The sequence below is a fragment of the Janthinobacterium sp. TPC_1 genome (assembly GCF_056037845.1).
This window is the reverse complement of the sequence record NZ_CP195157.1, coordinates 6,153,183-6,167,077: the sequence shown is the minus strand read 5'-3', so window position 1 is coordinate 6,167,077 and position 13,895 is coordinate 6,153,183. Positions and strand designations below refer to the sequence as shown.

The 13,895-nt window shown below is 66.0% G+C and carries 7 protein-coding genes and 1 tRNA gene; 7 read left to right on the top strand and 1 reads right to left on the bottom strand.

The features are described 5' to 3' along the window. From adeC to ACQVLG_RS29935, 7 genes are all read left to right on the top strand, one after another. A complete protein-coding gene (gene adeC / locus ACQVLG_RS29965; protein ID WP_230541036.1) occupies positions 1–1,449 on the top strand; it encodes an AdeC/AdeK/OprM family multidrug efflux complex outer membrane factor in 1,449 nt (482 codons plus the stop codon). A gap of 69 nt (positions 1,450–1,518) precedes the next feature. Further along, positions 1,519–2,133 (top strand): TetR/AcrR family transcriptional regulator, encoded by a 615-nt coding sequence (locus ACQVLG_RS29960; protein ID WP_474292176.1) that lies wholly within the window; start codon positions 1,519–1,521, stop codon positions 2,131–2,133. A gap of 101 nt (positions 2,134–2,234) precedes the next feature. Beyond that, positions 2,235–2,311, top strand: a tRNA-Pro gene (locus ACQVLG_RS29955). A gap of 231 nt (positions 2,312–2,542) precedes the next feature. Next, positions 2,543–4,555: a S9 family peptidase gene (locus ACQVLG_RS29950; RefSeq protein ID WP_474292175.1), complete on the top strand. Its 2,013-nt coding sequence runs from the start codon at positions 2,543–2,545 to the stop codon at positions 4,553–4,555. A 660-nt stretch (positions 4,556–5,215) separates the two neighbouring features. After that, positions 5,216–10,243 carry a beta strand repeat-containing protein gene (locus ACQVLG_RS29945; RefSeq protein WP_474292173.1) on the top strand — a complete coding sequence of 1,676 codons (5,028 nt, stop codon included), beginning with the start codon at positions 5,216–5,218 and terminating at the stop codon, positions 10,241–10,243. Continuing rightward, positions 10,201–12,810 (top strand): autotransporter domain-containing protein, encoded by a 2,610-nt coding sequence (locus tag ACQVLG_RS29940; RefSeq protein ID WP_474295847.1) that lies wholly within the window; start codon positions 10,201–10,203, stop codon positions 12,808–12,810. Before ACQVLG_RS29945 ends, ACQVLG_RS29940 begins: the two co-directional genes overlap by 43 nt. Positions 12,811–12,976: 166 nt before the next feature. Further along, on the top strand, positions 12,977–13,270 hold the full coding sequence (locus ACQVLG_RS29935) for a DUF6916 family protein (protein ID WP_474292172.1): 294 nt from the start codon (positions 12,977–12,979) through the stop codon (positions 13,268–13,270). A gap of 65 nt (positions 13,271–13,335) precedes the next feature. On the opposite strand, the gene ACQVLG_RS29930 is transcribed toward ACQVLG_RS29935, so the two are convergent. Further along, positions 13,336–13,869: a phage tail protein gene (locus ACQVLG_RS29930; protein WP_230542480.1), complete on the bottom strand. Its 534-nt coding sequence runs from the start codon at positions 13,867–13,869 to the stop codon at positions 13,336–13,338. Between the last annotated feature and the right edge of the window lie 26 nt (positions 13,870–13,895).

The following is a 13,895-nucleotide window of genomic DNA, read 5'->3' as shown; positions in this document are numbered from 1 at the left end:
ATGAAAAAATCACTACTCTCCATGGCGGCACTGGCCTTGCTGGCCGGTTGCAGCCTGGCTCCCACGTATGAGCGTCCGGCCGCGCCGGCGCCCACGGCGTGGCCGACGGGCCCGTCCTACAAGGCCGACACGGCCGCCGCCGACGCCAAGCCGGTGGCGGACGTCGCCTGGCGCGAGTTCTTTGCCGATGCGCGCCTGCGCCAGGTACTGGAACTGGCGCTGGCCAACAACCGCGACCTGCGCGTCTCGATCCTGAACATCGAGAAGGCGCGCGCCACGTACGGCATCGAACGCGCCGCCCTGATCCCGACCCTGTCGGCCTCGGGCGGCCAGTCGGCCACGCGCATCTCGAAGAACGCCAGCCCGACGGGCGAAGCGTCGATCAACCGCCAGTACACGGCGAACCTGGGCGTGTCGGCCTACGAGCTGGACTTCTTCGGCCGCGTGCGCAGCCTGTCCGACAGCGCGCTGGAGCAATACCTGGGCACGGAAGAAGCACGCCGCGCACAGCAGATCAGTCTGGTGGCCGAAGTGGCCAGCACCTATCTGAACCTGGTGGCCGACCAGCAGCGCCTGCGCGTGGCGCAGGACACCCTGAAGAGCCAGCAGTCGTCGTATGACCTGGCCGTGCGCCGCTTCAGTGCCGGTGCTACTTCCGGCCTGGACAAGTACGATGCCCAGACCAGCGTCGAATCGGCCCGTTCCGACGTGGCGGTCTTCACGAGCCAGGTTGCGCTGGATCAAAACGCGCTGGTCTTGCTGGTGGGCGGCCCCGTGCCGGCCGACCTGCTGCCGCCAGCCGAGTTCGGCACCGTGACGGCCCTGGCGGACATTCCGTCCGGCGTGCCGTCGGACGTGCTGCAACGCCGTCCCGACGTGCTGGCGGCGGAGCGCACTTTGCGTGCCGCCAACGCCAACATCGGCGCGGCGCGCGCGGCCTTCTTCCCGCGCATTTCGCTGACGGCCACGGCCGGTTCGGTCAGCGACAACCTGTCGGGCCTGTTCAAGGCGGGCAGCGGCACGTGGAGCTTCATTCCGCAGATCAGCTTGCCGATCTTCGATGGCGGCGTGAACCGCGCCAACCTCGATATCGCCAAGGTGCAGCGTGAAATTTCCGTGGCGCAATACGAAAAGGCGATCCAGGTCGCCTTCCGTGAAGTGTCCGATGCGCTGGCCCAGCGCGGCACCATCGACGAGCGCCTGCAATCGCAGGTCTCGCTGGTCGAGGCGTCGACGAAGAGCTATACCATCCACGACGCGCGCTACAAGCAGGGCGCCGAGTCCTACCTGAACGCCCTGGTGGCCCAGCGCGCGCTGTACACGGCGCAGCAAAGCCTGATCACGGCGCGCCTGGCCAAGTCGACCAACCTGGTCACTTTGTACAAGGTGCTGGGCGGCGGTTGGCAGCCTGAGCAGACAGCCGTCGCGGCGGCTGGCGGCGTCCAATAATCACGGGGACGCCGACGCCGGCCTTGCCCTTGTCCGCAGGGGCAGGGCCGGCGCGCTACTGGAAAAGTCATGAACCAAGTTGAAAAGAAGCATCCGGATCCCGAGCGCGCCAATACGCGGCGCAAGCAGGTGCTCGATGCGGCCGAAAGCTGCTTCAGCCGCCGCGGTTTCCACGGCGCCAGCATGGCCGAGATCTCGAAAGCGGCCGGCATGAGCGCGGGCCACATCTATAATTATTTTGACAGCAAGGATGCGATCATCGCCGCCTTCGTCATGCAGAATACGGAGCGGGTCTCCAATTTGATGCAGGACCTGGCGCAGCGCGAAGACCCGCTGCAGGCCGTGATCGACAATGCGGGCGAGCATGTGCTCGAAGCGCTGGACCCGAAAACATGGATGATGCCGCTGGAAATCTTTGCCGAAGCGTCGCGCAATCCGGTGATCGCCGACATGCTGCAATGCTCGGACCAGCGCTCGCGCCAGTTGTTTCTCTCCATCATCCGCGACGCGCGCATCAAGCGGGGCTTGCCGGCCGATGAGGAAATGCTGCAAGGGCGCCTCGATGCCCTGGTCGCCATGTACCAGGGCTTGCCCGTGCGCTTCATTCACAATCCGGACGTGAAGGTCGAGCCGCTGATCGCCGGCTTCCGCATCATCCTGACGGCGCTGCTGCTGAGTGAGTAAGCGTTTTGCGGGGGATTGAAAAAAACTTTGCGCAGTTCGATATGAATCAAGCGCAAAGCATGGCAAAAACCTAAAAGCCTCTGCTATAATTCCCACCTCGTCGGGGCGTAGCGCAGCCTGGTAGCGTACATGCATGGGGTGCATGGGGTCGGAAGTTCGAATCTTCTCGCCCCGACCATTAGATTCAAGGACTTAGGCCACTCTTCGGAGTGGCCTTTTTCTTTTGTGCCGGCCATCGCCATGACGGCATGCATCATTCGCCGTGCATTCCATCCCCTTTTTCCACCATCCTGTCCCCCGATTTTCGTCTTCCATCGCTGTAGTCAACATGGCAACCCGGCTTTGGCCTATGATTTGCTGGCACATGCACGTGTGATGTTTCCCTTCATTTATCAACCACGAGGTGTCCATGATTCGCTATGTCCTGCCTGTCCTGTTGTTCGCCGGCGCACTGCCGGCGCATGCCCAAGCCCCTGTCAAGGAAACGCCGCTGATCGAGCGGGCGAAGATCTTCGGTAATCCGAGCAAGTCCGGCGGGCGGATCAGCCCGGACGGCAAGTGGCTGTCGTGGATCGCGCCGCGCGATGGCGTGCTCAATGTGTGGGTGGCGCCGGCCAGCGACCTGACGCAGGCGCGCCCGCTGACGGAAGAGAAGGTGCGACCTATCCGCGGCAGCTTCTGGTCGCCCGATTCGACAACCGTGCTGTTTATCCAGGACAAGGGCGGCGACGAGAATTTCCTGCTGTACGGCGTGAACGTGGCAAGCGGCAAGCAGGTCAATTACACGCCGTTCGAGAAGACGCGCGTGCGGATCGTCCAGATCAGCAGCAAGGTCAAGGACCGTATCCTCGTCGGCATCAATAACCGCGATGCGCGCTGGCACGATGTGTACAGCCTGGAGCTGGCCAGCGGCAAGCTGACCCTGGTGCAGCAGAACGATGGCTATGGCGGCTATGTCGCCGATGAATTGCTCAATTTGCGCATCGCCAGCAAGGCGCGCGCCGATGGCGGCATGCAGTATTTCCGCCTGACGGACGGCAAGGCCGAGAGCACGCCGCTGGCCGAGGTCGCCCTGGAAGACTCGCAGACGACGGCGCCGCTGGCCTTCACCGTCGATGGCAAGACCCTGTACTGGACCGATTCGCGCGGCCGCAATACCTCGGCGCTGCTGGCGCAGGATGTGGCCAGCGGCAAGACGACGGTGGTGGCGCAAGATGCGCGCGCCGACATTTCGGACGCGTTGTACGATACGCGCACGGGCCGCGTGCAAGCCTATACGGTCAATTATCTGCAGCAGGAATATTTGCCGCTGACGGACGACCTGAAGGCCGACCTGGCTTTCCTGAAGAAGAATACCCAGGGCCAGTTCAACGTAACGTCGCGCACGGATGCCGACGACAAGTGGCTGGTGGGCGTCGACACCGTCACGGCACCCGCATCGAGCTGGCTGTATGAGCGCAAGAGCAAAAAACTGACGCAGCTGTACGTCACGCGGCCCGAGCTGGAAGGTGCGCCGCTGGTGCCCATGTATCCGCAGGAAATCAAGGCGCGCGACGGCCTGACCCTGGTGTCTTACCTGACCCTGCCGCATGCATCGAAGGCGGGCGCCGGCGGCAAGGCCACGCAAGCCGTGCCGATGGTGCTGCTGGTGCACGGCGGCCCGTGGGCGCGCGACACCTATGGCTACAACAGCTACCACCAGTGGTTGGCCAACCGCGGCTATGCCGTGCTGTCGGTGAATTACCGTGGGTCGACGGGTTTCGGCAAGCAGTTCATCTCGGCCGGCGACCTGCAGTGGGGCCGCAAGATGCATGACGATCTGCTCGACGCGGTGCAATGGGCCGTCAAGAGCGGCGTGACCACGGCCGACAAGGTGGCCATCATGGGCGGCTCGTATGGCGGCTACGCCACCCTGGCCGGCATGGCGTTCACGCCGACCACGTTTGCCTGCGGCGTCGATATCGTCGGCCCGTCGAACCTGTTTACCTTGCTGCAAACCATCCCGCCGTATTGGGAAGCGGGCAAGCAGCAGTTCTACAAGCGCATGGGCGACCCGACCACGGAAGAGGGCAGGGCGCTGCTCAAGGAGCGCTCGCCGCTGAACTTCGCGCAGAATATCCAGCGTCCCCTGCTGATCGGCCAGGGCGCGAACGACCCGCGCGTCAACGTGGCTGAATCGGACCAGATCGTGGCAGCCATGGCGGCGAAGAATATCCCCGTCACGTATGTGCTGTTCCCCGATGAGGGCCATGGCTTTGCGCGGCCCGTCAACAACATCGCCTTCAATGCCGTGACGGAAAACTTCCTGGGGCAATGCCTGGCCGGCCGCGCCGAGCCCATCGGCGCCACCTTGAAGGCCTCCACCGCGCAGATCAAGCATGGCGCCGAGTTTGCGCCGGGGTTGACGCAGGCGATGCAGTAACGCTGTCAGCACGAGGCGGGGCCTGCCGGGCAAGCTGCCGGGCAGGCCATGCTGCCCACTGGCAAGAAATTCTCGGTGGGTGGCTTGCAAGGTGACAGTCTCCGGCGTGGCGTTCGTACCACTGATTGCCGGGCGCGCCACGCCAGTTCGATGCAACCGCTGCCAATATGGCGGCAGGCACGCGCCGCCGAAATGTCATCATGCAAAGCCGGCTTTCTGTCGGAATGCCGACTGTGTCGCGCCGGGGAAAAGGCCGGAAACCCCCATGTTTCCTAGGAAAATAGCGTGCTGCCACGCCAGCACGGCTCACGGCAAGTTGCTCAATACAGCCCTACATGCGGCGTTCCTTTTTACATCCGTTGTCAAATAGATACATTATTTTGACAATAGTTGATTTTCATTAAAAACTTCCCTATTTGATAATATTTTATAGTTGCTTTATTTGTAAGTCGTAGTAGCATAGATTGACTTAAAGCAAGGTTCAATCATGCTGGAAAGCCATCTTCAGTCCTGTTGACGGTCGTTGTCATCGGCGTGCAGGTTTGCCGTGACCGTTATCCGTACAAGGCCCAGCGCCAAGATAAATGTATCGAGGGAAGACAAATGTTTCTAAATTTCACGAAATTTGGATGGCTGCCTGCGCCTGTCCGTGGCATTGATGTGTCCATTGCCGGCGGGGGAACTACCCCGGGTATTCTGTCCTGGCGCTCACCCTGGCTGATGCGGCTGGCGGCGGCCCTGCTGTTTCCCTTGCTCTCCCTGTTTTCCCTTCAAGCTTCCGCCGCCAGTGTCTGCCCGAGCCCGCGCGCCATCACTGTGGTGGCGGGAGATGAGTATTACGAGAGTTATCTCAATTCGCCCTGTTCTCAGTTTGGCCTGACGGGCACCCTGGTGCCGCCGCAGCATGGCACGCTGGAAGATTCGAATGTCACGAATGCCGTGCGCTACCGGAATACCAATCTCAGCGCGACATCGGACACGTTTACCATCAGGGACGATGTGGGGCAGCCCATCGTCTACAACGTCACGATCACTTCCGCCATCGCGCTGTCGCCTGCCACCGTGCCGAATGGCACGGTGGCCCAGGCTTACGCGACGACGACCCTGAGCGCGACGGGCGGCACTGCACCGTACACTTACGCGATCACGGCTGGCAGCCTGCCTGCAGGCATGAGCCTGTCCGGCGCAGGCAGCCTGACGGGCACGCCGACGGCCGGCGGCACCTTCAATTTCACCGTGCGCGCCACGGACTCGCTGGCCGCCAATGGCACGCGTACGTACACGCTGACGGTCAATGCGCCAACGATCACGGTGGCACCTACGGTGATGCCGGCCATGACGGCCGGTGTCGCCTACAGCCAGGGCATCACCGCCGCGAACGGTACGGCCACGTATAGCTATGCCATCACCGGCGGCAGCGTACCCACGGGCCTGAGCCTGGCGCCGGACGGCACCCTGTCCGGCACGCCGACGGCAGCGGGACCCTTCAACTTTACCGTCACGGCCACCGACAGCAGCAGCGGCAGCGGCCCCTACACGGGTTCGCGCGCGTACTCCGTCACGGTGGCGGCCGGCGCACCCGTTGCCGGCGCCGTCAGCGTCACGGTAGCCTACGGCAGTAGCGCCAACCCGATCACCCTGAACCTGAGCGGCGGCGCGGCGACGTCCGTGGCGGTGTCGTCCGGCGCCTCGCACGGCACGGCGACGGCCAGCGGCACCAGCATCACCTACACGCCGACGGCAGGTTATGGCGGGCCGGACAGCTTTACCTACACGGCCAGCAACGGCGTGGGCACTTCGGCGCCGGCCACCGTGACGCTCACGGTCAGCGGACCCACCATCACGGTTGCGCCCTCCACCTTGCCTGCCGCCGCCGTGGGGACGGCCTACAGCAGGAACGTGACGGCAGCGAACGGCATGGCGCCGTACGCGTATGTGGTCAGCGCCGGCGCCTTGCCTGCGGGCCTGAGCCTGTCCAGCGGCGGTGTGCTGTCGGGCACGCCGACGGCCGGCGGCGTCTTCAACTTTACCTTGCGCGCCACGGACAGTTCGGCGGGCAGCGGCCCGTATTCCGGTGCGCGCGCCTACTCGCTGACGGTTGCCGGGCCGACGATCACGGTGGCGCCATCGGTCTTGCCTGCGATGACGGCCGGCGTCGCCTACAGCCAGGGCATCACTGCGGCGAACGGCACAGGACCTTACAGCTATGCAATCACTGCCGGCACCGTGCCGACGGGCATGAGCCTGGCGCCGGACGGCACCTTGTCCGGCACCCCAACGGCAGAGGGGCCGTATAACTTCACGATCACCGCCACCGACAGCAGCACCGGCAGCGGTCCGTACACGGGTTCGCGCGCATATTCCGTCACCGTGGCGGCCGGCGCTCCCATTGCCGGCGCCGTCAGCGCCACGGTAGCTTATGGCAGCAGCGCCAACCCGATCACCCTGAACCTGAGCGGCGGCGTGGCGACGTCTGTGGCGGTGTCGTCCGGCGCCTTGCACGGCACGGCGACGGCCAGCGGCACCAGCATCACCTACACGCCGACGGCAGGCTATGGCGGGCCGGACAGCTTTACCTACACGGCCAGCAACGGCGTCGGCACCTCGGCGCCGGCCACCGTGACGATCACGGTCAATGCGCCCAGCATCACGGTTGCGCCAAGTAGCGTGCCTGCAGCCACTGTCGGCACGGCCTACAGCCAGACGGTGACTGCCGCGAACGGCCAGGCGCCGTACGCCTATGCGATCAGCGCCGGCGCCTTGCCGGCCGGGCTGAGCCTGAATGCCGCCACCGGTGTGCTGTCGGGCACGCCGACGGCGGGCGGCGTCTTCAACTTTACCGTGCGCGCCACGGACAGTTCAACGGGCGATGGCCCGTACGCGGGAGCGCGCGCCTACTCGCTGACGGTTGCCGGGCCGACGATCACGGTGGCGCCATCGGTCTTGCCTGCGATGACGGCTGGCGTCGCCTACAGCCAGAACATCACCGCCAGCGGCGGCACGGCCGCCTACAGCTATGCCATCACCGGCGGCAGCCTGCCGACAGGCCTGAGCCTGGCGCCGGACGGCACCCTGTCCGGCACGCCGACGGCAGCGGGGCCGTACAGCTTTACCGTCACCGCCACTGACAGCAGTGCCGGCACGGGAGCTCCTTACACGGGTTCGCGCGCCTATTCCGCCACGGTGGCGGCCGGCGCTCCCATTGCCGGCGCCGTCAGCGCCACGGTGGCCTACGGCAGCAGCAGCAACCCGATCACCTTGAACCTGAGCGGCGGAGTGGCAACGTCGGTGGCGGTGTCGTCCGGCGCCTTGCACGGCACGGCGACGGCCAGCGGCACCAGCATCAGCTACACGCCGACGGCAGGTTATGGCGGACCGGACAGCTTTACCTACACGGCCAGCAACGGCGTGGGCACCTCGGCGCCGGCCACCGTGACGCTCACGGTCAGCGGGCCCACCATCACGGTTGCGCCAAGTACCGTGCCTGCAGCCGCTGTCGGCACGGCCTACAGCCAGACGGTGACTGCCGCGAACGGCCAGGCGCCGTACGCGTATGCGGTCAGCGCTGGCGCCTTGCCGGCCGGGCTCAGTCTGAATACGGCCACCGGCGTGTTGTCGGGCACGCCCACGGCGGGCGGCGTCTTCAACTTTACCGTGCGCGCCACGGACAGTTCAACGGGCGATGGTCCGTACGCGGGAGCGCGGGCCTACTCGCTGACGGTAACGGCGCCGACGGTTACTATCTCGCCGACGACGATGCCGGCGATGACGGCCGGCGTGGCCTACAGCCAGGGCATCACTGCGGCGAACGGCACAGGGCCGTACAGCTATGCCATCACCGGCGGCAGCCTGCCCACTGGCCTGAACCTGGCGCCGGACGGCACCTTGTCCGGCACCCCAACGGCAGAGGGACCGTATAACTTCACGATCACCGCCACCGACAGCAGCACCGGCAGCGGTCCGTACACGGGTTCGCGCGCCTATTCCGCCACGGTGGCGGCCGGCGCTCCCATTGCCGGCCCCGTCAGCGCCACGGTAGCTTACGGCAGCAGCAGCAACCCGATCACCCTGAACCTGAGCGGCGGAGTGGCAACGTCGGTGGCGGTGTCGTCCGGCGCCTTGCACGGCACGGCGACGGCCAGCGGCACCAGCATCACCTACACGCCGACGCCAGGCTATGGCGGTCCCGACAGTTTTACCTACACGGCGACGAACGGCGTCGGCACCTCGGCACCGGCCACCGTGACGCTCACGGTTGGCGTACCCACCATCACGGTTGCGCCAAGTGCCGTGCCTGCAGCCGCTGTCGGCACGGCCTACAGCCAGACGGTGACTGCCGCGAACGGCCAGGCGCCGTACGCGTATGCGGTCAGCGCTGGCGCCTTGCCGGCCGGGCTGAGCCTGAATGCGGCCACCGGCGTGTTGTCGGGCACGCCGACGGCCGCTGGCACCTTCAACTTCACCTTGCGCGCCACGGACAGCTCGACGGGCAATGGCCCGTACGTGGGCGCGCGGGCCTACACGCTGACGGTGTCTGCACCGATGATCAGCGTCACGCCGACGGTCATGCCGGCGATGACGGCCGGCGTCGCCTATAGCCAGAATATTGTCGCCAGTGGCGGGACTTCCACGTACAGCTATGCCATCACCGGCGGCAGCCTGCCCACGGGCCTGAGCCTGGCGCCGGACGGCACCCTGTCCGGCACGCCGACGGCGGCAGGCGCGTATAACTTCACCGTCACGGCCACCGACAGTAGCACCGGCACGGGCGCTCCTTTCACGGGCTCGCGTGCCTATTCCAGCACGGTGGCCGTGGCGCCGCCCGTTGCCGGCAACGCCAGCGCCACGGTGGCCTATGGCAGCAGCGCCAATGCTATCGCCCTGAACCTGAGCGGCGGTGCGGCAACGTCGGTGGCGGTGGCGTCCGCAGCCGCGCATGGCACGGCGACGGCCAGCGGCACGAGCATCAGCTACACGCCCACGGCCGGTTATGCTGGCACCGACAGTTTCACCTATACGGTCACCAACGCCAGCGGCACGTCGGCGCCAGCGACCGTGACAGTGGCGGTGGGCATCCCGACTGTGACGCTGACACCGGCGACCCTGCCGAATCCAACGGCGGAAGCGGCCTACACGGCAACCCTGGCGGCAGCGGGCGGCACGGCGCCGTACACCTACAGCGTGGCCAGCGGCAGCCTGCCTGCCGGCTTGAGCCTGAATGCGGCCACGGGCGTGCTGTCGGGCACGACGAATGTGGCGGGCAGTTTCACCTTCAGCCTGCGCGCCAGCGACAGCAGCACGGGCGTGGGCGCGCCGTTCAGCGCGACCAACAGCTATACCGTGAGCGTCGGTGCACCGACGATCGTGGTGACGCCGGCAAGCTTGCCGGCGGCAAGTGTCGCCACCGCGTACAGCCAGCAACTGACGGCCAGCGGCGGTGTTGCTCCCTATGCCTATACAGTGTCGAGCGGCAGCCTGCCTGCCGGCCTCACCCTGAACAGCAGCGGCTTGCTGAGCGGGACGCCGACGGCGGGCGGCAGTTTCACGCTCACTGTGCAGGCGGCCGATGCGCACCTGTTTACCGGCGCGCGCAGCTATACCCTGGTCGTTTCCTCGGCCACGGTCAGCCTGACGCCGGCCTCTCGCTGGCCAATCCGACGGCGGAAGCGGCCTACTCTGCGACACTGACGGCCGCGGGCGGTACGGCGCCGTACACTTACAGCGTGGCCAGCGGCAGCCTGCCTGCTGGATTGAGCCTGAATGCGGCTACCGGCGTGCTATCCGGTACGACGAATGTGGCCGGCAGCTTTACTTTCAGCCTGCGCGCCAGCGACAGCAGCACGGGCGTGGGCGCGCCGTTCAGCGCGACCAACGCCTACACCATGACGGTTGCGGCGCCTGCCCTGAGCCTGGTCCCGGGCAGCCTGGCGGCGATCCGTGCCGGCGATGCCTACAGCCAGCAGTTCACGGCTGCCGGCGGCGTCGCGCCGTATGCGTATTCGGTCAGCAGTGGCGCCTTGCCTGCCGGCCTGGTGCTCGATGCCGCCAGCGGCCTGCTGAGCGGTACACCGACCGCGTTCGGCAGCTTCACTTTCACGATACGCGCGGCGGACGCGCACCTGTTCAGCGTGCAGCAAGCGTTGACGCTGCAGGTGAACCAGGCGCCGCCGCCCGTGGTCAATGAGTCGGGGGCGACTTCGGCCAATCAGGAGGTGAGCCTGACCATCGATGCGGCCGACGGCAGTCCCATCACGGCAGTGACCATCGTCACGCCGCCGAGCCATGGGCGGGTCGATATCGTTTCGTCGGCGCGCATGGCAGGTCTGGCACGCGGGGTCGCCGCCGCGGCTCCGGCTGTTACCCGCTTCATCGTCACCTACACGCCGAACAAGGACTACTTTGGTCCGGACAGCTTCAGCTATACGCTGACCGGCGCCGGCGGCGTATCGGCGCCGGCCACCTTCAGCCTGGTGGTGGCGCCGCAGCCGGTACCGGTGCCTGTGGCCAAGACGGCGACGGTACTGGCCGGCACGCCGGTGACGCTGCAGGTGACGCAAGGCGCCACCGGCGGTCCGTTCACGGCGGTGGCCATCACCACGCAGCCGGCCAGCGGCACGGCGGCGGTCAATGGCCTGGACATCGTCTACACGCCCGGCATCAACACCAGCGGCGACATCGGTATCGGCTACACCGTCTCGAACGTGTTCGGCACCTCGGCGCCGGTGACGTCGACGATCAGCGTCAATCCGATGCCGCAGGTGGCCAGCCAGAGCGCCACGGTGGTGGCCGGCCTGACGGTCACCGTCGACCTGACGGCGGGTGCCACGGGTGGCCCGTTCACGGCGGCGAATGTCCTGAGCGTCGCGCCGGCCGAGGCGGGCAAGGCGGTGGTGCGCGACGTGGGCACGGCCGGCAAGCCGTCGTACCAGCTGAGCTTTGCGGCTTCGGGCAAGTTCGCCGGCGCGGCGGTGGTCAGCTACACCCTGAGCAATGCGTATGCCACCTCGAAGCCGGGCGTGGTCAACGTCACCGTGACGGCGCGGCGCGACCCGTCGCTCGATCCGGAAGTGATCGGCCTGCAGGCGGCGCAAGCCGATGCTGCGCGGCGTTTCGCCAGCGCGCAGCTGTCGAACTTCACGCAGCGCCTGGAAAGCCTGCATGGCGACGGCTGGGGACGCTCGACCTTTGGCCTGAGCCTGACGCCGCCGAACGACAGCGGCAATCCGACGGCGGCGCTGGCGCGCTGGCAGGAGCAGGAGGCGGACCGCGTGTTCGGCACGGCGGTGAAACCGTTCATGCGCAAGGCGGCCCTACGCCAGCCTGACGCCGGTTTCAGCAGCGAGCGGCAGCAGGCCGATGTCAGCCAGGCCACGAATGGCTTGCCGGACATGCCGCAAAAGCCGGACACGCAGAAGCAGGCGCTGGCGCTGTGGCTCGGCGGCGCGGTCGATTTCGGCCAGCATTATGTGAATGGCCGCGAGACGGGCTTCCGCTTCCGCACGAATGGCGTGAGCGTGGGCGGCGATTACCGCCTCAGCGACCTGGCGACCCTGGGCGTGGGCGCCGGTTTCAGCCATGACCGCAGCGACGTGGGCCAGAACGGCAGCCGCAGCACGGCCGACAGCGCCGTGGCGGCCGTGTATGGCAGCCTGCGTCCGAGCAAGGGCGTCTTCCTGGACGGCGTGCTCGGTTACGGCACCCTGCAGTACGACGCCTCGCGCTACCTGAGCGACGGCAGCGGTTTCGCCACCGGTGAACGCGACGGCAAGCAGGTGTTCGGGGCGCTGGTGGGCGGCATCGAGATGCGCCAGGAAACGTGGATGTGGTCGCCGTATGGCCGGGTGGAACTGATGTCGGCCAAGCTCGATCCGTACACGGAGAAGGCGGCGGGCATCAACGCCCTGAGCTACTTCAAGCAGACGGTGCGTTCGCGCATCGGCGCGCTGGGGGTGCGGGCCGAGGGCATCTATGTGGGCGGCCTGGGCACGTGGTTCCCGCGCGCGCGGCTCGAGTACCGGCACCAGTTCCAGGGCGCCGATGATGCGCGCCTGGCGTATGCGGACCTGGTGGCCGACGGTCCCGTGTACGTGATCCGCACGGTGCCGCAGCAGACGGGCAACTGGACGGCGGGCCTGGGCGTGAAATTGCTGCTGTCGAACGGCATGACTCTCACCTTGGACTACAACAGCAATCTGAACATCGATAGCGGGCGTACCCAGTCGGTGATGTTCGGCATCGCCATGCCGCTCAGGTAGGCCTGCAATTCAAGGAAGTGACGCCGCGGGGCTGGAGCAAGCTGCTCCCGCCCCGCGGCGCATGTGGCGGCTGGTTTTTCATGTCATTACCGTGCCAGGGCGGCAATGATTCCATTAGAATCAGGCATCGTCTTGACCACACTGCTTACGGAATGGAATACCTGGAATGAAGAATGTCCTGACCCTCGAACATTTTGCCGCGCGCGTCAACGAGACGTTTGTTGCGGCCGCTGACGGGAATGCCGCCTTTGTCCTGAAGGAAGTGCGCCCGCTGCCGTCAGCGACCCTGGAGGGCTTGATGCGCAAGCCGTTCAGCCTGTTGTTTCACAATAGCTCGCCCATCCTGTTCAACCAGAAAATCTTCCAGATGCAGCATGAAGCGTTGGGCGAGGTGGGTATCTTTCTGGTGCCGGTGGCGCGTGACAGCCACGGCTTTCTGTACCAGGCAGTGTTTAACTGAGGTCAGTACGGGGAGAAGGGCAAGGCGGGCGCCGCGATGGCGCCGTCTGCCTGGATCAAGCAAGCTTAATCAAATGACGGGAATTCGCCTTGCAGGGAGATGCAGAAATTGACCGCTAGCAACGGCTGGCGGTTTTCATGCGCCTGGCCGCCGCCAGCGGTACCGATCGCCGCCGGGGCCAGCGTGACATTGGGCGGCGTTGCCGGCACGAATGCGGACGTGCCGCCAAGCGCAATCAAGCCATCGCCAGCGAGCGGTGTGTTGTGCTGCAGGGCGGCGGTGGGCTGGCGGTACACAGTGAGTTGATGGGTGTGGTTCGGGATTTCCGTGACGTTCAATGCGACACTGTTGGTGCCGAAGGTCTCGCCCATCACGCGCGGCGTCAGGCTGGGTGCTTGTCCCTGGCTGCAGGGCGCGCGTCCCGTGAAGTTGGGCAGCTGGAAGGTGGTGGTTCCATTGCCGCCATACTGTGTGCCGATCAAGGAAAACAGCGCGGCATGTTGCTGGATCTGCAGGGTGGCGCCATTGCAGCTGGCCCATCCGTAGGGTGTGAAATTGAAGCCGAAGACTTGTATCTCGCCAAGGTATGGTGTTGTCACGGTAGGTTCTCCTGATCGATTTTATG